17 protein-coding genes and 1 riboswitch are annotated in these 19,527 nt (G+C 72.0%); of the genes, 7 read left to right on the top strand and 10 right to left on the bottom strand.

The annotated features are described in order from the left end of the window. Positions 1-120 precede the first annotated feature (120 nt). A riboswitch (cobalamin riboswitch) is annotated at positions 121-246 on the top strand. Positions 247-308: 62 nt separating this feature from the next. Beyond that, on the top strand, positions 309-704 hold the full coding sequence (locus EV562_RS08665; RefSeq protein WP_243860006.1) for a (2Fe-2S) ferredoxin domain-containing protein: 396 nt from the start codon (positions 309-311) through the stop codon (positions 702-704). Here the strand turns inward: EV562_RS08665 and EV562_RS08660 are convergent. The 3 genes from EV562_RS08660 to EV562_RS08650 are packed head-to-tail and all read right to left on the bottom strand — an operon-like array spanning position 682 to position 4,282. Next, positions 682-1,527 carry an ATP-binding cassette domain-containing protein gene (locus EV562_RS08660; protein ID WP_133886124.1) on the bottom strand — a complete coding sequence of 282 codons (846 nt, stop codon included), beginning with the start codon at positions 1,525-1,527 and terminating at the stop codon, positions 682-684. The genes EV562_RS08665 and EV562_RS08660 overlap by 23 nt on opposite strands. Continuing rightward, positions 1,524-3,344, bottom strand: a complete 1,821-nt coding sequence (locus EV562_RS08655) for a dipeptide/oligopeptide/nickel ABC transporter permease/ATP-binding protein (protein WP_133886123.1) — start codon at positions 3,342-3,344, stop codon at positions 1,524-1,526. The genes EV562_RS08660 and EV562_RS08655 overlap by 4 nt, the downstream gene beginning before the upstream one ends. After that, on the bottom strand, positions 3,341-4,282 hold the full coding sequence (locus tag EV562_RS08650) for an ABC transporter permease (RefSeq protein WP_133886122.1): 942 nt from the start codon (positions 4,280-4,282) through the stop codon (positions 3,341-3,343). Before EV562_RS08650 ends, EV562_RS08655 begins: the two co-directional genes overlap by 4 nt. A 236-nt stretch (positions 4,283-4,518) precedes the next feature. On the opposite strand from EV562_RS08650, the gene EV562_RS08645 reads away from it, so the two are divergent. After that, positions 4,519-5,175: a TetR/AcrR family transcriptional regulator gene (locus EV562_RS08645; RefSeq protein ID WP_133886121.1), complete on the top strand. Its 657-nt coding sequence runs from the start codon at positions 4,519-4,521 to the stop codon at positions 5,173-5,175. Here the strand turns inward: EV562_RS08645 and EV562_RS08640 are convergent. Beyond that, positions 5,172-6,062 (bottom strand): SGNH/GDSL hydrolase family protein, encoded by an 891-nt coding sequence (locus EV562_RS08640; RefSeq protein ID WP_133886120.1) that lies wholly within the window; start codon positions 6,060-6,062, stop codon positions 5,172-5,174. The two genes, EV562_RS08645 and EV562_RS08640, sit on opposite strands and share 4 nt — an antisense overlap. Before the next feature lie 237 nt (positions 6,063-6,299). Between EV562_RS08640 and EV562_RS08635 the strand changes: the two genes are divergently transcribed. After that, a complete protein-coding gene (locus tag EV562_RS08635) occupies positions 6,300-8,579 on the top strand; it encodes a glycoside hydrolase family 3 C-terminal domain-containing protein (RefSeq protein ID WP_133886119.1) in 2,280 nt (759 codons plus the stop codon). Between the two features lie 211 nt (positions 8,580-8,790). After that, complete coding sequence (locus EV562_RS08630; RefSeq protein ID WP_133886118.1) at positions 8,791-10,329, top strand: ABC transporter substrate-binding protein; 1,539 nt, start codon at positions 8,791-8,793, stop codon at positions 10,327-10,329. Positions 10,330-10,414: 85 nt separating this feature from the next. On the opposite strand, the gene EV562_RS08625 is transcribed toward EV562_RS08630, so the two are convergent. Beyond that, entirely contained in the window at positions 10,415-12,073 is a 1,659-nt protein-coding gene (locus tag EV562_RS08625; RefSeq protein ID WP_347877067.1) for a family 20 glycosylhydrolase, read from the bottom strand. 165 nt (positions 12,074-12,238) lie between these two features. Here EV562_RS08625 and EV562_RS08620 point away from each other — a divergent pair, with 165 nt between their 5' ends. Next, positions 12,239-13,507 (top strand): family 1 glycosylhydrolase, encoded by a 1,269-nt coding sequence (locus tag EV562_RS08620; protein WP_133886117.1) that lies wholly within the window; start codon positions 12,239-12,241, stop codon positions 13,505-13,507. Positions 13,508-13,512: 5 nt separating this feature from the next. Next, positions 13,513-14,091, top strand: a complete 579-nt coding sequence (locus EV562_RS08615) for a TetR/AcrR family transcriptional regulator (protein ID WP_133886116.1) — start codon at positions 13,513-13,515, stop codon at positions 14,089-14,091. Between the two features lie 152 nt (positions 14,092-14,243). Here the strand turns inward: EV562_RS08615 and EV562_RS08610 are convergent, their stop codons facing one another. The 5 genes from EV562_RS08610 to EV562_RS08590 form a co-directional block, all read right to left on the bottom strand. After that, the gene (locus EV562_RS08610) at positions 14,244-14,987 is read right to left on the bottom strand and encodes a triose-phosphate isomerase family protein (RefSeq protein WP_133886115.1); all 744 of its coding nucleotides are present in this window, start codon (positions 14,985-14,987) and stop codon (positions 14,244-14,246) included. 64 nt (positions 14,988-15,051) lie between these two features. Then, a complete protein-coding gene (gene hxlB, locus EV562_RS08605; protein ID WP_133886114.1) occupies positions 15,052-15,660 on the bottom strand; it encodes a 6-phospho-3-hexuloisomerase in 609 nt (202 codons plus the stop codon). A 25-nt stretch (positions 15,661-15,685) separates the two neighbouring features. Beyond that, positions 15,686-16,384 carry a nitroreductase family protein gene (locus EV562_RS08600; RefSeq protein ID WP_133886113.1) on the bottom strand — a complete coding sequence of 233 codons (699 nt, stop codon included), beginning with the start codon at positions 16,382-16,384 and terminating at the stop codon, positions 15,686-15,688. Positions 16,385-16,658: 274 nt separating this feature from the next. Continuing rightward, positions 16,659-17,240: a hypothetical protein gene (locus EV562_RS08595; RefSeq protein WP_133886112.1), complete on the bottom strand. Its 582-nt coding sequence runs from the start codon at positions 17,238-17,240 to the stop codon at positions 16,659-16,661. Positions 17,241-17,509: 269 nt separating this feature from the next. Further along, positions 17,510-18,388, bottom strand: coding sequence for an alpha/beta fold hydrolase (locus EV562_RS08590; protein WP_133886111.1), 879 nt, complete (start codon positions 18,386-18,388; stop codon positions 17,510-17,512). Positions 18,389-18,497: 109 nt separating this feature from the next. On the opposite strand from EV562_RS08590, the gene EV562_RS08585 reads away from it, so the two are divergent. Further along, positions 18,498-19,430, top strand: coding sequence for a LysR family transcriptional regulator (locus EV562_RS08585; protein WP_133886110.1), 933 nt, complete (start codon positions 18,498-18,500; stop codon positions 19,428-19,430). The last annotated feature ends 97 nt before the right edge of the window (positions 19,431-19,527 follow it).

Genomic DNA, 19,527 nt, shown 5'->3' with positions numbered 1-19,527 from the left:
TGGCTGAACCTGCCCCCCCCGCGCGGGCGCCGCCACCCCGGGAGCCGGGGCGACGGCCGGAACCGGGTACGCGGCACGGCCTGCCCGGATGGGAGGATGGCGGCGACAGGGCGACGGCGGACGAGGAAGCCGGTGCGAATCCGGCGCGGTCCCGCCACTGTGATCGGCGAGCGCGTCCCGACAGGCCACTGCCCGGCAGCGGGTGGGAAGGCCGGGGCGGGCATCGACCCGAGAGCCAGGAGACTCACGCGGTCGCCTCCTCGACGGACCACCGGGGCGGATCTCCCCGGAGAGAGGGACGGCACCGCATGCCCGCAACGCCGACCGGACCCACCACCGACGACGCCCGGACCGAGACGGCGGCCGGCTCCGTGCCGTGCCGCGTCACCGTCTGCCGCGACTGCTGCTGCGGCACCCCCAAGGTGACCGGCGTCGACCACGCGGCTCAGACGGCACGCCTGCGCGCTCAGGTGCCGGTGCGGGTCTCCGGCTGCCTGGACGTCTGCGAGCAGGCCAACGTCATCGTCGTCCAGCCCTCGTCCGAGGGCCGGGCCGCCGGCGCCCGGCCCGTCTGGCTGGGCCTGGTCAACGACCCGGACGCCACCGAGGACATCGCCGGCTGGGTGCACGCCGGTGGGCCGGGCGTCGTACCCATTCCGGACATCCTCGACCTGTACACGATCAGCCCGCCGCGACGCGGGTGAGCGAGGTGCGCTGCTCGCGCCGCCGGCGTTGTTCGTCGACGTCGGCGACGGGCGCGGAGAGGAGCAGGGTCTTGGTGTATGGGTGCCGGGGCCGGGTGGTGACGGTGGCCGCGTCTCCCGTCTCCACGATGTCACCGTGGTGGATGACGGCGACCCGGTGGCTCATACGGCGGACGACGGACAGGTCGTGGGAGACGAAGAGGTAGGACACACCGGTCTGTTGCTGGATGTCGAGGAGCAGGTCGAGGACGGTGGCCTGGGTCGTCAGGTCGAGGGCGGAGACGGGTTCGTCGCAGACGACGAGGCGGGGGCCGAGGGCGAGGGCCCGGGCTATGGCGACGCGTTGCCGCTGTCCGCCGGAGAACTCGCGCGGCAGGCGGGCGGCGGTGTCCTTGGGCAGGCGTACCTGATCGAGGAGGCCGACGACGCGGTCGCGCGCGCGGCTGCCCTTCATGCCCTGGGCCAGGAGGGGTTCGCACAGGGTGTCGCCGACGGTGCGGGAGGGGTTCAGGGAGGAGTAGGGGTCCTGGAAGACGACCTGGATCTCACGGCTGAGGGCACGGCGCTCGGCGCGGCCGGCGTGCTCGATGGGCCGGCCGTCGAAGGTGATGCCGCCGGAGTCGACCGGGACCAGCCCCAGGACGGCGCGGCCGATGGTGGTCTTGCCGGAGCCGGACTCGCCGACCAGACCGAGGGTTTCGCCGGCGCGGATGTGCAGGTCGACGCCCTTGAGCACTTCGGTGCGCGGGGCGCGCCACCCCTTGCCGGGGAAGGACACCCGCAGTCGCTCCACGGTGAGCAGAGGATCGAGGTCGGTGGTCATGTGTGGACGCTCCTTGTGGGGCGGGGCCGCCAGGGCTCCCGGGGCGGGGCCGAGTCGAGGACGGCGGCGAGGAGACCCCGGGTGCAGGGGTCCTGGGAGTGGTGCAGCACCTGACGGGTCGTGCCGGTTTCGACGAGGCGGCCCTGGTTCATCACCGCGACGCGGTCGCACAGGTCGGCGACGACGCCGAGGTTGTGGGTGACGAGCAGGACACCGAGTCCGCGCTCGTCGCGCAGACGGCGCAGCAGGTCGAGGATCTCGGCCTGGACGCGGACGTCGAGGGCGGTGGTGGGTTCGTCGGCGACCAGGAGCCGCGGATCGCAGGAGATGGCCCCGGCGATGAGGACGCGCTGGGCCATGCCACCGGAGATCTCGTGCGGGTAGCGCCGCAGCACGTCTTCGGGAGAGGGGATCCCGACCTGGCGCAGCAGCTCGACGGCGCGGTCGGCGGCCTGCTTGCGGGACAGGCCGAGGATCCGGCGCATGGGTTCGGTGAGCTGGCTTCCCACGGTGAACGCGGGGTCCAGGTTGCTCATCGGTTCCTGAGGGACGTAGGCGACCGTGGTGCCGCGCAGGGTGCGGTGGGCGCGTTCGGGCAGGCCGGCCACCTCCTGGCCCGCGAGGTGGATGCTGCCGGCGCTGAGGCGGCCGCCTTCGGGGAGGAGCCCCAGGATCGAGAAGGCGGTCTGGGTCTTCCCGGAGCCCGACTCGCCGACGAGACCGACGATTTCGCCCGGCCGTACGTCGAGGTCGACGCCGTGGACGACTTCCCGGTCGGAGCCGTCCGCCAGCGTGTAGGTCACTCTCAGCCCGCGTACGGACAGGAGGTCCGCCCGTTCCTCGTCGCTGTCGCTGTCGCTGTCGCTGTCGCTGCCGCTGCCGGTGTGGTCCGTGGGCACCGCGGTCGTGGTGGCGCCCGGGGAGCGGCGGGGACGGCGCCGGTGCGGTGAACGCTCTTCGAGCGTGTCGCGCAAGGCGGCGGCCAGCAGGACGAGCGCCGCGTTGGTCAGGCCGAGGGCGAGACCGGGCCACAGCATGAGCAGAGGTGCGCGCTGGATGTTCTGGAACGCCTCGTTCAGCATGGAGCCCCAGGTGGCGGTGAGTCCGCTGCCGATGCCGAGGAACTCGAGCCCCGCCTGCAACGCGATGGCCACGCCGGCGACCAGGGCGGTCTGGATGATGATGGGTCCGCGCACGACGACGAGTACGTGCCGGGCGACGATGCGCGGGTCGGACAGGCCGGAGACGCGGGCGGCGTCGACGTACAGTTCGCCGCGGACGTCCGCGACGATGCCGCGCACGAGCCGGTAGAAGCTCGGTGCGGCCAGCACACCGAGGACGACCATGAGGACCCACACGTCGGGGCCGAGGATCGCGCGGGACGCGAGCAGGACGACCATCGCGGGCAGGGCCATGATCAGGTCGACGGTCCAGCCGGCGGCGGCGTCGAACCAGCCGCCGCGATAGCCGGCGTACAGACCGGCGGGCACGCCGAGGAGCAGGGCGAGGCCGAGGGCGATGACCGCGCCGCCGAGGGTGTTGCGGCCGCCGTACATGAGGCGGGAGAGGATGTCGCGGCCTGCGGAGTCGGCGCCGAGCGGATGGCTTCCGCCCGGGTGGGCGAAGGCGTCGGCGAGGCTCGCGTCGGCGGGACCGTGCGGTGCCAGCAGCGGGGCGCACAGCGAAGCGACGATCAGCACGGCGAGGATCAGCAGCGAGAGGGCCGCGAGCGGGTTGCGTATCAGGCGGCCCAGTGTGTTCCGGGGCGGCGGGGCCGGCGCCGCGTCGGGCACGGTGGGGATCGGGGTGTCGCTCATGCGGTCCGCGCCTTCGGGTTGAGCCAGCCGATCAGGACGTCGACGGCGAGGTTGACCAGGACGACGCCGACGACGGTGAGCATGACCAGGGCCATGATCACGGGGATGTCGCCGCGGGTGGTGTAGGTGACGGTCATGCTGCCCAGTCCGGGCAGACCGAAGATCTGTTCGACCAGGACGGCGCCGCCGAGGAGTCCGACGAACTGCATGCCCAGGACGGACAGGCCGGGCGCGGCGGCGTTGCGCAGGACGTGTTTGAGGACGATGCGCCGGGAGGAGAGGCCGCGGGCGCGCAGGGTGCGCACGTAGTCCTGACGCAGTACGTCGATGACCGCGCCGCGCACCTGCTGGGAGACACCGGCGACGGAGGCCACCGACAGCGAGGCGATGGGCAGGGTCACGGTGGACAGCCAGCCGGTGGGCGACTCGGTGAACGGGGTGTAGCCGATGGCGGGGAACCAGCCCAACCGGACGGCGAAGACCAGGACCAGGACCAGCGTGACGAGGAAGCCCGGCAGTGCGTAGCCGGCCACGCCCAGGATCTGCACGATCCGGTCGACGACGCCGCGGCGCACGCCCGCCCACACGCCCAGGAGGAAGGAGACCAGCGCGGTCACCAGGGTGACCCCGAGCATCAGGCTGAGGGTGACGGGCAGTCGGTTGCCGACGGCCAGCGAGACGTCCTCGCTGGAGAACCAGGACGTGCCGAAGTCGCCGCGCACCGCGTGCGTGAGCCACTGCCAGTACTGGGTGAGGACGGGCTGGTCGAGTCCGAGGGCGCTGTTGCGGGCGTCGACGTCGGCCTGTGGGGCGCCGGGGCCCAGGATCTGGCGGCCGATGTCGGTGTCGGGGATCGACAGCAGGAGATGGGTCAGCAGGGAGATGACGAGGAGGAGCACTGCTCCAGCCCCGATTCTGCGTGCGATGAAGGTCAGCATGAGTCTCGGTTCCATGACCGGCGGCCCGTCGGGGCCGGTGTGAGCGGCACTGGCCGCGGGCTCGTGGGAGAGCCCGGTGCCGGCACGAAAGAGGTGGTCCCGGGCTGGGCAGGAGCGGGACTGGCGGTCACCATACCCCCGTGACCAACCAGTTGGTAGGTTTTCTCGGCTGTTTTCTACCGCCTGGTAGATTCCAGCGCACCAAGGTCCGTCCGGCACCCAAGGAGACCGCTCCCGTGAGCCAGGAACCCCGCACGAAGGGCGAGCGCACCCGGGCGCGGATCCTTGACGCGGCGACCGAACTGTTCGCCCGCTCCGGCTACCACCCGGTCTCCCTGCGCGAGATCGCCGCCCACGCCGGCATGACCCATGCCGGGCTGCTGCACCACTTCCCCGGGAAGGAGCAACTGCTCCTGGAGGTGCTGTGGTGCCGCGACCGGCAGGACGCCGGCCACCTGTTTCCTGGGCTGCTCGACGGGGACGCGGCCGGTCCGGCCGACGCGGCGTCCCCTCAGGAGCGGCTGCGGCGGCTGGTCGGCTTCGTCGACCGCAACTCCCGTACCCGCGGCCTGGTCGCCCTGTACGCGAAGTTGTCGGCCGAGGCCTCCGACCCGGATCACCCGGCCCGTGACTATTTCGTCCGCCGCTACCGGCTGCTGCGTGAGCAGATCGCCGACCTGCTGGCCGAGCTCTTCGCGCAGTCGCCGCCGCAGCAGCCGGCCGATCCGCGCACCGTGGCCCAGCAGTTGCTGGCCATGATGGACGGCATGCAGATCCAGTGGCTGCTGGAGCCGGACGCGGCGCCCATGGAGCAGCGGGTGTGGGACTTCCTGGGCGGCTTCGGCCTGAGGCCGGCCGGAACCGCCCGGGAAGGTCGCGGTGGCGGGGACTAACCGCCCAGCAGCCCGGCGATCTTGGCAGCGGTACTCCGGTGAGCGGCGGCGTTGGGATGGAAACCGGCTGCGGCCGCGGTGTCGGTGGGCTCGATCCAGCGCACCTCCGCTGGCTTGCAGGCGTCGTGGCCCACCGACGGGGTGTACGTGTCCACGAACGTGGCGCCGTTGGCGGTGGCCTGTTGGGCCAGCACACCGTTGAGCTGCCGGGTCTTGTCCCGCAGCCAGGGAAAGTCGCCGGTGGCCAGCGGGACGGTGCTGCGGCAGGCGGACCCGTCGTCAGGGACCAGGGAGGGGTATCCGACCAGGAGGATCCTCGCGTGTGGCGCCTTGGCGCGGATCGCCTGCAGGTCGGCGGCGACCTTCGGTGCGGTCGCGTTGATGCGCGAGCCGATCTCGTCGGTTCCCCCCAGCGAGTAACTGGTCTTGCACGGCGCACCGTTGGGGCTGAGGTAGGCCAGCAGCACGCACCGCTTGATCGTGCCGGCCAGGTCGAGATCGTTGCCGCCGATGCCGAGGGTGACCACGGCCGTGTCCGCACGCACCGCGTCGATCTGCGGGGCGATGTCGCCCTGCGCTCCGGTGATGTGCTGCGTGGCGGCCCCGGCGCAGGTCACGTCCGTGACGGACGCCGTGCCGATGGCCGCGGCCAGCAGGGCCGGGTAGTTGTGGTCCGAGCGCCCGCAGGCGGTGTCCGTCTGGGTGGGAATACCCAGACCGGAGCTGAACGAGTCCCCGAGTGCGGCGTAGGGACCGGTGTTCGCTCCCGCGCTGGCGGGCGCGGCGGCGGACAGGGCGAGACCGGCACAGCACGCGACCAGGAGCGTGCGGCCGCGGCGGAAGGGGCCCGCACCGAGGGAGTGGAGCAAGGCAGGGCGCAGCGTCATCGCTGTACCTCTCTTCGTGAGTTGAAGCCCGGAGCGCCAGTCCCGCCCGAGGAACCGGCCGAGCGCGAAAACCGTAAGACGATCGGTTTCCGGCGTCAACGGTTCGGACACGGCCGTGCGGGCCCGGGCGGGAGGCCGTCGGTGGACGAGACGGGTGTCTCGACTTCAAAAACCGATCAATATATGGTTTTTACCGGGTGGCAAGGTGCCGCTCGACCAGACGACCGGGGCCCCGCCATGACCCAGCACACCTCCCCCTCCCACCCGACGGCCGACGCGCTGACGCTCACCGAGAAGGCGTCGCTGACCAGCGGCGCCGGCGACTTCGTCACCGAGGCGGTCGGCCCGGTGCCCGCCGTCTCCATGTCGGACGGACCGCACGGACTGCGCCTGCCCGGGGAAGCCGGCGACGGAGGCCAGCTCGACCTGCGCAGCGCGGTCCCGGCCACCTGCTTCCCGCCGGCCGTGGCGCTGGGCAGCAGCTGGAACGCGGCGCTGGCCGAAGAGGTCGCGGCGGCCATCGCCGCGGAAGCCCGCGACAACGGCGTCCACGTGGTGCTGGGCCCCGGGATCAACATCAAGCGATCCCCGCTGTGCGGCCGCAACTTCGAGTACTTCTCCGAGGACCCGCTGCTCACCGCCGAACTCGGCGGAGCCATGGTCCGAGGCCTGCAGCGCTCCGGCGTCGGTGCCGCGCTGAAGCACTTCGCGGCCAACAACCAGGAGACCGACCGGATGCGGGTGAGCGCCGACATCGACGAGCGGCCGCTGCGGGAGATCTACCTGCGGGCCTTCGAACGGATCGTCCGCCGGGAGCGTCCGTGGTCGGTCATGTCCGCCTACAACGCCCTCAACGGCACCCCGCTCAGCGAGAACCGGCGCCTGCTCACCGACATCCTGCGCCGCGAATGGGGCTTCGACGGCATCGTCATGTCCGACTGGGGCGCGGTCCGCGACCGCGTCGCCGCCCTGTCCGCGGGCCTGGATCTCCAGATGCCGTCCACCCGTGGCCGCACCGATGCCGAAGTCGTCCGGGCCGTGGAGAGCGGTGAACTCGCCGTGGAGGATCTGGACGCGGCCGTCGAGCGGCTGGCCCTGTTCGCCCACCGTGCCGCCACCGGCGTGCCCGCGGGGTCGGGTCCGGTCGACCACGAGGAGCACCACGCCCTCGCCCGCCGGGCGGCCGAGCAGTGCATCGTCCTGCTCAAGAACGAGCAGGACCTGCTGCCCCTCGACCCGGGCGCCGGCTCCCTCGCGGTGATCGGGGAACTCGCCCGCACCCCGCGCTGCCAGGGAGCCGGGAGCTCCCAGGTCACCCCCACCCGGCTGGACACACCGCTGGACGCCTTGCGGAAGACGGCCGGCGCCGCCGTGGAGTACGCCCCCGGCTACCGGCTCGACGGGACACCGGACGAGGAACTGCTCGAACAGGCGGTACGGTCGGCGGCCGCGAGCGACACCGTGGTGCTCTTCCTAGGGCTGCCCGCACAGGACGAGTCCGAGGGCTTCGACCGGGACCACCTCGACCTGCCCGCCGCACAGCTCACCCTGCTGGAGCGGGTCACCGAAGCCAACCCGCGCACCGCGGTCGTCCTGTCCAACGGAGGCGTGGTGCGCACGGCCCCCTGGCACGAGCGCGTTCCCGCCCTGGTGGAGGGCTGGCTCCTCGGCCAGGGCGGCGGCACCGCGCTCGCCCGGGTCCTGTACGGCCACGCCGCCCCCTCGGGGCGGCTCGCCGAGACCATCCCGCTCCGCCTGGAGGACGCGCCCTGTCATCTGTCCTTTCCCGGCGAGGCAGGCCATGTGCGCTACGGCGAGGGCGTGTTCGTCGGCTACCGCGGCCACGACCGCCGCGGCAACGACGTCGCGTTCCCCTTCGGCCACGGTCTGACCTACACCACCTTCGCCTACGGTGACCTCGCGGTGGCCCGGACGCCGGAGGGCGTGATCGAGGTGCGCCTGACCGTCACCAACACCGGCCGCCGCAGCGGCCGCGAGACGGTGCAGATCTACGTGGGCGGACCGGACGACTCCCATGTGGCCCGCCCGCCGTACGAACTGCGTGGCTTCGCGCAGGTCGACCTGGAGCCCGGCCGGTCCCAAGAGGTGACCGTCACGTTCGACCGCGACGACCTCGCCTGCTACAGCGAGCGTGAGGCGAGCTGGTTCGTCGAAGGCGGCGTCTACACCGTGGCAGCGGGCGCCTCGTCCCGCGACATCCGCTGTTCGGTGCCCCTGACCGTGGACGGCGACGTCTCCGCCGCCCGCCTGACCGGACGCAGCACGCTCGGCGAATGGCTGGCCCACCCCGTCGGCGGCCCCCTGCTGCTGGAGGCGTTCGCCCGGGGCCGCGGCCGGCAGACGGACGGGGCGACGGGGGCTCTGACCGATCCGGTGCTGCGCCGCTTCCTGGCCGGCATGCCGCTGGAGGTCATCGCCGAGTTCCCGCAGAGCCCCGTACCGCTCGCGCAACTGGACGACCTGTGCGAGCGCGCCGCCCGCACGCCCTCCCCCTGACCGGCCGGTGGGGTGGCGGTGCGGGGACGAGGCCGCACCCCGGCTCATCACGGCCCGGCCGTGCCCGGTTCAGCCATTGACTCCGAAAACCGATCAGCTTACGGTTTTTGTTGGTGGGGGACTCCGCGTCAAAGGGTCCTGTTTCCACGTGCCTTCGGGCCACATCTGCCGCCGGTGACGTGTTCCCGGCCCCTCCCGACGGAGTGACGACATGAGGATTTCGGCACGCACCGGTGCTGCCGCGGCCACCGCGGTTGCCGCGTCATTGGTTCTCGCGGGCTGTGGCGGGGGAGGCGCCGGAGCCACGACCGCGACACCTGCCGCGCTCGACATCGCGACGCTCACCGCCGCCCAGAGCCTGGACCCCAAGGACGCCATCGGCAGCGCCCTTCCCTATTTCCAGGCGGTCTACGACACCCTGGTCAAGCGGACCCCGGAGGGCGCCTTCACGCCGATGCTCGCGACGAGGTGGAGCTACGACACCACCCGCACCCGTCTCGACCTCACCCTGCGCGAGGGTGTGAAGTTCAGTGACGGCGCCGCCTTCGATGCGAAGGCCGTCAAGGCGAACCTGGAGCACTTCCAGAAGGGCGGTGGCGGTGCGGCCAAGACGCTCGCCGCTCTGAAGAACGTCGACGTCGAAGACGCCACGCACCTGACCCTGGTGCTGTCCGCACCCGACCCGGCGCTGCTGTTCTCGCTCAGCGACGCGGCCGGCCTGATGGCGAGCCCGGCCAAGCTCGCCGACGGATCCCTCACGACCAAGCCGGTCGGGACCGGTCCCTACCGCCTGGACCCGGCCAAGACCGCCATCGGCAACAAGTACGTCTACGAGCGCAAGGACGGCTACTGGGGCGACAAGCCGCCCTTCAAGTCCCTGACCATCAGTGTCTTCGACAACGAGACGGCCGTCGTCAACGGCCTGAAGACCGGGCAGATCGACAGTGCCGTGCTGCAGGACGCCGGCCAGCAGAGCGCCGTCGCCTCCGACACGCGCCTCAAGAAGGCGGACTACACCTTCGACTTCCAGGCCCTGCTGCTCTTCGACCGCGGCGGCGTGCACACGCCCGCACTCGCCGAACCCGAGGTGCGACAGGCCCTCAACCTGGCCATCGACCGCAAGACCATGCTCGAGCAGCTGCGCCAGGGCCGCGGCGAACTCACCGACCAGGTCTTCGGCCCCGAGACCAAGGCGTACGACAAGAGCCTCGACTCCGCCTACGCCCACGACCCCGCGAAGGCGAGGAAGCTGCTAGCCCAGGGCGGCTACCCGGACGGCTTCACGCTGAAGCTGCCGCGCGTGACCGCCATCGTCAACGACGCACTCGCCACCTCACTGACCTCCGACCTCAAGGCGATCGGGGTCAAGGTCGACTGGGAGGCGCTGGACGGTGCGAGCGCCGTGCAGAAGATCTACCGCGAGCGCGCCTACTCGGCGATGGTCATGAACATCGGCCAGTCCCCGATCGACTGGGTGACCACCCAGGACCTCGTCGTCCCCGGCACCTTCAACATGTTCGCCACCAGCGACAAGACCGTGAAGAGCCTGCTGCCGAGGATCCGGGGCGGCAGTGAGGCCCAGGCCGCCGACGCCGCACGCGCCCTCAACGAGCACCTGGTCGACGAGGGCTGGTTCGTGCCCTTCTACCGCATGCGGTACCAGCTCGTCACCGGCCCCGACGTCAAGGCCCAGCCGCAGTCGGGCATGGCCGTCCCGTCGGTCTACAACTACGCTCCCGCCCGTTCCTGAACCGGCCGGTGACCGCGTGGACACACGCGTGGACGGGGGTGCGCGGGCCTCGGACCGGATGTCCGGTCCGAGGCCCCGTTCCTCTCTACGACCAGTCGACGTCCGTGGCCGGGAAGAACGCCAGACCGCGGTCCCGCCACAACCTGCTGTGCCGCCCCAGGGCCCGACGGTGTTCCCGCCACGGCTGCGGGCCGCCGCTCCAGGCGGTCGAGGCCACCGACGCCAGGCGCGGCAGCAGCAGGGTGGTCAGCTCCTCGAAGTCCCGCAGGTTCTCACTGAACAGCGTCGCCTCCACGCCCGCGATCCGCTCCTCGGGCAGGGCGTGCGACCGCGGGTCCCATCCGGCGATGTACTCCACACTGCGCGGCCGGTAACTGGGAAAACCAAGACCGGCGGCCTGTTCGGCCCGCTCGGGCGGAGCGACCTCCTGCGCGTACCGCCGGTCGAGATAGAGATGGGACTGCGGGGACAGCAGCAGCATCCCGCCGCCGTCCAGCACACGCCGCGCGTCCTCGGCGGAGGGCGCGAAGAAGCGCTTCAGGGCGGCCACGAACTCACCGGTGAAGCCGGCTCCCACCAGGTCGGGACGCCGGGCCAGCTCCTCCTCGGTGCCGGGCAGGTCCATCATCCCGGGGTCCACCCAGAACTGGGCGATGTCCTGCGGTCCGATGCCGGCGCGCGAGGACTCCTGCCAGGCCACGGGGCGCTTGCCCAGCTCCCGCACCATCGTGCGCACCTCGTTCAGGGCGGTGGCGAATCCCTGCTCGGTGATGCCGAGCGCCTCGTCGCCGCCGATGTGCACGAAGGGGCCGTCCGTCAGGGCGCACACGTCGGCGAGGATCGTGCGCACCAGCTCGCGCGTACCGGGATCGGCCAGATCGAGCGGGGGCGTGTACGGGAAGCGGCCGGCGAGACCCGGTGGGGCCGGCGCGGGAGGCAGGCCGGGCAGCGCGGCCCGCAGCGCGGCGCAGTGACCCGGCAGATCGATCTCGGGGACCACGACGATGTGCCGCGAGGCGGCGTACTCCTGCAGCGCGCGGTACTCGTCCACCGTGTAGAGACCGCCGTCGGCCGAACCCGCGGTCAGCGCGGGCAGCGAGGGGATCTCGATCCGCCAGCCCTCGTTGTCCGTCAGGTGCAGATGCAGCACGTTGATCTTGTACAGGGCGGCGAGGTCGATCAGCCGGTGCATCTCCGGGACGGGAATGAAGCGGCGCGCCGTATCGAGGAGCAGGCCACGCCACGCGTAGTGCGGAGCGTCGGTGAACTCCTGCGGCGCCAGGGTCTCGTCCGGCTCCGCCAGGCCGATCAGCTGCAGAGCCGTGGTCGCCGCGCGGAAGACACCCGCGGGTGTCCGGCCCCGGCACAGGACCCTCTCCTCCCGCACGCTCACGGCGTACACCTCGTCTGCCGGGCCGGGCCCGCCGTCGGGAGCCACACCGCGCGTACGCCGGCCAGCCGGCACGGACGCGTCCAGTTCCAGACGGATCTCCGCACCCGGCGAAGCACTGCCGACGGGCAGGAGCCGTCTGCCCAGATGCGGTTCGAGCAGGGCACGGACGGTGCGTTCGACCTCGGCCAGAGCCGGATCGGCCGAGGACAGCCTCCACGGTCCGGCGGCCGGCAGGTCCGAGGGCCCGCCGTGGACGACGTGGTCGGCTGGAGCAGGGAAGACGGCATGCATCGCGTACCTCCGCGTCGGCCGGGCGCCCAGGAGCCCGGGCGCCGGGGTCAGGTTCGGCACGGGACTCCTGGGCGACGGGCCTCCGGGGCCGGCGCGGCGACTCCCCCACGAAGTCTCTTCATCCGGCCCTGGAAACACCTGTACGCTAACACGAAAACCGATCAGTGAACGCTTTTTGCGGGTGTGGTCCACGGTCGTCGACCCGCAGGAAATGGAGTCCCAGCCATGGCAGTGCGATCTGCCGCCCGGTACCCCCTGGCGGACGGCTTCCTGATGGGGGCCTCCACCTCCGCGCACCAGACCGAGGGCAACAACATCTCCAGCGATCTGTGGGCCCTGGAGAACACGCCGGGCAGCGTGCTGCCCGAGCGCAGTGGAGACGCGGCCGACAGCTTCCATCGCTGGCCCGAGGACATGGATCTGCTCAGGGAACTCGGCTTCGGGGCCTACCGGTTCAGCGTCGAGTGGGCCCGCGTCGAACCGGAGGAGGGCCGCCTGTCCCGCGCCGCGATCGCCCACTACCGGGCCATGGTCCTCGGTGCGCGAGAACGCGGCCTCGAACCGGTGGTCACACTGCATCACTTCACCTCGCCCCGCTGGTTCAGCGAGCGCGGCGGCTGGCTCGCCGAGGACGCCGCGGAGCGTTTCACCGCCTACGCGCGAGCCGCGGCCGAGATCCTCGGTGACGAGGTGCGCTACGTCGCCACGATCAACGAACCCAACATGCTGGCCCTCGTCCACGCCATGCGCCGCCAGGCGTCCCGCGCCGGTGGCGGTACGGGCGCAGTCGCCTTCGACCCCGCCGCCGTCGTGCCCGACGAGCAGGTCACACACGCCCTCGTCGGAGCCCACCGCGCCGCGGCCGGCGCCCTCAGGGAGGCCAACTCCCGCTACCTGGTCGGCTGGACCGTCGCCAACCAGGTCTACCAGCCCGAACCCGGAGCCGAGGACGCGGTCGCCGCCCACCGCCTGCCCCGCGAGGACGTCTTCCTGCACGCCGCCCGCGACGACGACTGGATCGGCGTGCAGGCGTACACCCGGCACCGCCTCGGAGCGGACGGCCCCCTGCCCGTGCCGGACGGAGCCGAGACCACCCTGACCGGCTGGGAGTACTACCCCGAGGCCCTCGGCGAGGCCGTCCGGCACACCCGCCGGGTCGTCGGGGAGCACGTGCCCATCCTGGTCACCGAGAACGGCATCGCCACCGGCGACGACCGACGCCGCATCGACTACACCGAACAGGCCCTGGCCGGCCTGGCCGCCGCGATGCGGGACGGCGCCGACGTCCGCGGCTACCTGCACTGGAGCGCCCTGGACAACTACGAGTGGGGCAGCTACCGGCCCACCTTCGGCCTCATCGCCGTCGACCCGCACACCTTCGCCCGCACCCCCAAGCCGTCGGCCCACTGGCTCGGCGCCCTGGCACGCGAGGGTTACCTGCCCGCCGGCCCGACCGCAGCGGACGGGAACCCACTCGTTCGCACGCTAGTCTGACCGCCATGGCGCGACGTGGCCCGTACGAAAAGGGCGAGGCAAAGCGGGAAGAGATCCTCCAGGTAGCCCTGGAGGTCTTCGCGCAGGAGGGCTACCGCGGCACCTCCCTGCGCAAGGTGGCGGCCCGCTGCAATCTGAGCCTGCCCGGGCTGATGCACTACTTCAACTCCAAGGAGGACCTCCTCACGCAGGTCCTCCGCGCCCGGGACGCCTCGGCCCGCGCCCGGCACGCCGAGTTCAAAGGTGCGGAGACCTACCGCTCCATCATCCAGGAAGGCGCGGACACACCCGGCCTGGTGGAACTGTTCGTCTCGATGGCCGCCGCCGCCGGCGACCCCACCCACCCCGCGCACGGCCTGTTCGCAGAGCGCTACGCCGAGATCCGCCCCCATGTGACCGACTTCCTGCGGCGTCGCATGGACGAAGGCGCGGTGCGCTCGGATCTGCCCCCCGAACGGCTCGCCGCGATCCTCGTCGCGCTCGCCGACGGTATCCAGCTCCAGTGGCTCACCGACCGGTCCGTCGACATGCAACAGCCCATCGACGACGTCATGCTTCTGCTCGCCGCACCCCGGGACGCGTAGCACGTCGGCATCCGCGAACGGGAAGGAACGCGCGCGGCCGCCCTTCCCCGGCATCCTCGCCGCCGGGCGCCGACGACCCGCTGGGCACACCCGAACGCATCGCCGAACCGGCCCACGACCGGAGGACCCGGCGTCGCGGTGTTCACGGAGTCTCACCCGGGGCCGGCCAGTTCGTCCAGGGCCTCGGTCAGGAGCAGCGGGTCCTGGGCGACGCGGCCCAGGGCCACGCCGTCCCAGTCCGCTTCGGCGCGCAGACGGGTGTAGACGCCGGGCACGACCGCCCCTCCGTAGACGAAGCGGACGCGGTGCCCCGCGGTGGCGTCCCGCAGCGCGCGCAGTACGTGGCCGGCGTGCACCGGGTCGGCGGCCTCGTCGCCGCCGATGGCCCACCCCGGCTCGTACAGGAAGAGCAGGGGCCGGTCCTGCGGGACGGCGGCCACGACCGAGCGTGCCTGGGCGGAGGCCAGTTCCGCCGCGTCGGATGCGGGGAGCTGTTCGGTCTCACCGACGCACACCACCGGGGTGAGACCGGCCCCGCTCGCGGCGGCGGCCTTGCGGGCGACGAGTCGGTCGGTCTCGCCGAAGGCGCCGCGTCGTTCGGCGTGCCCGACCATGACGTGGGAGCAGCCGACCTCGGCCAGCAGGGAGGCGCTCACCGCGCCCGTCACTTCCTCGGTGTCCGCCGCCACGTCCTGGGCGCCGACGCCGACGCCGCTGCCGAGCAGCCACTGCCCGGCCGGAAGCAGCAGGGGATGGGGCAGGCAGGCGAAGAAGGAGACATCGGTCAGGCGCTCGGCGTTCGGCAGCAGCAGGCTCTCGATCCAGTCCCGCGTACGGGTCAGGCCGAGCCGGGCCTTGGTACTGGTGAGGCTGATGGGCGCGGAACGTCGCGACATCGCGGGCCGCCTTCCTGCGTTTCGGGATCGGATGTCCGGTGCGGGGGCCGGCTGCGGGCGGTCCTCACTCGAGGTTGGTGTGCCGGGCGTACATCTCGGCCGGGTCGACGTGGTGTGTGCGCTGGAGGGCGAGGATCAGGCAGTCGAAGAAGACCAGCGCCCCTTGCTCGAACAGGGTGCCCACGAACTGCGTGGAGGCGTCGGGTTCGAAGTCCTCGCTGTACTCGGCGAGATGGACGTGAAGGTCCGCCAGTCCGGCCAGCGGCGACTCGAGGTCGGCGGTCACGACGGCTATCCGGGCACCGGCCTCCTTGGCCGCTTCGGCGCGCTGCACCACCGTGGGGGTGTGCCCCGACCCGCTGCACGCCACCAGCAGATCGCCCTCGGTGACGGCCGGGCAGGTGACGTCGGTGGCGACGTGGGCGGTCAGCCCGAGATGCATCAGGCGCATGGCGAAGGCGTCGACGGCGAGTTTGGAGCGGCCCGCCCCCAGCACCATGATCCTCGGGGCCTCGTACACCGCCTGCATGAGTTCTTGTGCCTGGTCCTCGCGGGCACGGGTGAGCAGTGCCTCGATCTCCCGAAGGACGGTGCGGCGGGCGGCGGCGAGCGGTCCGTCCACACCGACGTTCAGTGGAGTCTGAGGCGGGCGCTGGTTCTGCTGGTCGACCATCCCGTGGTCCTTTCCTGTGCCGGGATCACCAGGTGTCGTGGTGGAGGACGGTGTCGAGGGCGCGGCGGGGAGCGGGGCGGAACGATTCCCCGGTGGGGTGTGCGACGGCGAGCAGGGCGGCCTGGGTGACGCCTTCCGGCAGGTCGAGGATCCCATTGGCATCGTCCGGCCGGGTGAGGTGCAGGGCGGTGACCGCGCTCGCCAGGGAGTGGGCCCGGAGGGCGAGCATGAGGCTCCAGACGGCGGGCCAGACGGACCCGTAGTAGACGGAGAGGGCGGCGTGTTCGGCGGACGGCGGGTAACCGAGCCGGCGGAAGAGACCGACGTGGTCGGCGGGCGTGGACGTGAGGCAGGGCACGATCATCACCGGTACCCGGTCGAGTATTTCGGTCAGCCGCAGGGACGCGTTCAGTACGCCGCGGCCGACGGTGCCGTCCTCCACCCGCTGTGTCATAGCCGCGAGATAGGGCCGGGCGGCCTCGCGGTAGCAGCGGGCCAGCGCGGTACGGCGGCGTGGGTCGGTCACGACGATCCAGTGCCAGGGCTGCTCGTTCGAGCCGTTGGGAGCCTGCAGGGCCACTTCGAGTGCCGCGTGCACGAGACGGAGGTCGACGGGACGGTCGGTGTCGAGGCGGCGGCGTACGGAGCGGGTCGTCCGCAGGATGCGCAGGACGGCGTCCCGGTCGGTGGCCGGAACGTCACAGGGGGCGGTGAAGTCGGTCATGCGAGGGTCCTCACGCGTCTGGCCGAGGGCTGGTCGTCGTCGGTCCGGGAAGCCCGCAGGACCTCACCCTCGGCGTTTCGAGGATCCTGCGGGACCGGGCGGCCCGCCGCGCGGAGGTTCCGCCGTCCGTGCGACGGCACCGGGCAGCGGTCACGCGGCTGGGGCAGAGCAGGAGCGGCGCGACCGGACGGGCCGCCCCCCAGGGGACGGGAACGCGGACCCGGACCGGCGTGTCCCGCGGACCCGGCCCGGGTGGCGCGTGGCGAGCGCGGCGTCACAGCGAAGTGATCTCCAGGAGCACGGTGCTGTAGATGCTGGAGACCGTGCCCAGGCCCAGGGTGCATTGCAGAACCTGGGTGGCGGGGCCGGTCTGGTTCAGCACCACGGCGTCGCCCTGGAACAGCCCCGACGTGACGGTGCCGGTGATGACCACCTGCAACAGCGCGCCCACCACGGTGGTGTTGAAGTTCGCGGACACGGTGCTGGTCTCGCCGGTGTTCCAGGTGACGACCAGCGTCATGCTGCCGCCGGCCAGCAGGTCGAGGCAGCTGCGTTGCCGCGGCGGATTGACGACGACGGACGTCCCGGACGTGACGTCCGGCCGCGACAGCGACACACAGGGCCCCAGTTGGTAGGAGACCGTGGAACGGGAGGTCTGCGGCGTGTTGCTCAGCGGCGGACTGTAACTGGCGACCGCGCTGCTGGGGGGAGTGCAGGTGAGGTCCAGCAGACCATCGGCCTGCCGGACGGAGGCGTGTACCGGAGACGCCGCCAGCAGGGTGCCGAACAGCAGGCAGAGCGCGGTCAGCACCGTCGCCGTCCGGGGCAGGCTCCGCACGCGTAAGCGATGAGACATGGGGGGTTCCTCTCCGAGCGGGTGAACGTCGTGCAGGGGCGCGGCGGTCGCGTGCCTCGGGCAAGGGGACGGGGCGCGATACCGCGCCGGACCTCTTCGGACCAGGTTGCTGCGGTACCGTCCGGCGGACAAGGGTGTGCGACGGCGTGAACGGAGCGAAGGAGGCGACCCCGTGTGAACCCCGCGCGCCCGACACCGCACCGCACTCCGCAGGCTCCACGGCCGGCCCCCGCGAACCAGGGCTCACGTCTCGCGGCGCACAGCAGTGGTCAGCTCGTGCCGAATTGCCGTGGACCCGGCCCGGACGAGGCGAGGGCCGCGGCGAGCTCGCCCGGGCGGGCGGCGAACGGGCTGTGGCCGCCGGGCAGGGTGCGCACGGTGAACGGATGGCCGGGGAAGCCCCGGTCGGCTTCCGCGATCATCAGGTCCTGTGCGGCCGGTGCGAGCGCCCGGTCCTCGGAGCAGCGCAGGAACGTTCGGGGAATCCGTCCCCACCGTGCCGCGGTCAGGGTGATCGGAGCCGTCGGGATCGCCAGGGGCAGGTCAGGGCTGAGCGCGGACCGCCACCGGTCGAAGCGGTCCGGAGGGGTGTCGTGGTAGTGGGTCTCCCGCAGTTCGCGGAGGTAGACGGGATCCGGTGAGAGGGGATTGATGCGTACGGCGCCCAGGGCCCCGGGGTCGCCGAGGTTCAGGTTCTGGCCCAGCGCGGTGGCGTTCTCGGGTGAGCCCAGATAGTCGAAGAACCGCGGACGTCCGCCCGGCACGAAAGCGGACAGGTAGACGATCCGGTCCACGAGCTCGGGTGCCCGCTCCGCGGCCAGGGACGCGGGCCCGCCGCCCGCGCTGTGCGCGACGAGCACGACAGTGCGATGGTGACGCACCTGGTGCAGGACGCTCAGTACCGCCTCGGCGCAGTCGTCCATCGTCAGGGCGGCGAGCTGCGACCGCTCGGTCAGCAGGCCCGGCTGGCCGGGCAGCAGGTACCCGGTGGGCAGGGGTGCGTCGAAGCCGTGCCCCGGCAGGTCCACGGCCACGCTCGCGGCGCCCAGCGCGGCCAGCGCGCGCTGTGTCGCCGCCCACTGTCCGGAGCCGTGCCAGGCATCGTGCACGAAGACAAAGACGGTGCCGGTCGGAAATGCGTTCCTCATGCCTCCATTCCAGACAGGAGTCTCAGCTTCATCCATGGATAGATCCGGCAAGTGGCACACCGATATCTTTGAGGTATAGCCAGTCACCCGACGGGAGCCAGGGCGGGGCATGGAAGCGCGACACCTGCGGTACGCGGTGGCTCTCGCCGAGCACCGGCACTTCGGCCGGGCAGCCGGCGCGCTGGGTATCGCACAGCCCCCGTTGTCCAAGCAGATCGCCGACCTGGAGCGCGAGGTCGGGACCCGGCTGTTCGACCGCACACCGCAGGGGGTGTTCCCGACCGCCGCGGGCGAAGCGTTCCTCGCACGGGCGCGCCGGGCGCTCGACGAGATCGCGGCGGCCACGGTCGACGCGGGCCGGGCCGCGCGCGGCGAGACGGGACGTCTGCGCCTCGGTTTCATCGCCTCGGCGCTGCTCGACCCGCTGCCCGGTGTCCTGAGCAGGTTCGGCCGTGAACGGCCCGACGTGAGACTGGAACTGCACGAAATGGCGACCAGCCGCAGTGGCCCGGCCCTGGTCGCCGGGGAGTTGGACGTGGCCCTCACCCTCGGCGCGCCAGGGGGCGCCGGAGCCGAGCATCTCGTGTCCGTCCCGGTCGGACGCGACCACGTGATCGCTGTGGTGAGTACGACGCACCCCTACGCGGGGCAACAGTCGGTAGATGCCGATCAGTTGCGGCGACAGCGGCTGATCGTGTCGGCCGGCGAGGACGAGCCCGCCGTCGTCGGTGGACTGCGCACCCTGCTGGGCACCGACTCGGCGGCTCTCGGCGGCGCGACCGTCGCGAGGGACGTGCACACGATCATCGGCCTCGCCGCCTCGGGTGTGGGCGTCGGCCTGGGACCGTCCCGCATGAGGGCGGTTCCGCGTCCGGGCGTGCTGTTCTGCGAAGTGACCCCGCACACCCCCCTGCCCGATCTCGTCCTGTCCTTCGCGGCCCGTGACCACTCCCCGGTGCTGTGCGCCTTCCTCGACACCATCCGCAAGCACTGCCCCGACGTCGGTTCCGTGCTCGACGACAGGCTCCGACCCCGCACTTGATCCGGGTCGCCCTCTCCCGAACCGGTGCGGTGCGACCGCTGCTCCGCGGGTGCCCGTTTGGACCGGTATCCATAACACGCACCGGGGCGGGTAGTCG

Origin of the sequence: Streptomyces sp. BK208 (genome assembly GCF_004364245.1) — a bacterium.
In the GTDB taxonomy this organism is placed as follows: domain Bacteria; phylum Actinomycetota; class Actinomycetes; order Streptomycetales; family Streptomycetaceae; genus Streptomyces.
This window is presented reverse-complemented; position numbering and strand designations above follow the sequence as displayed.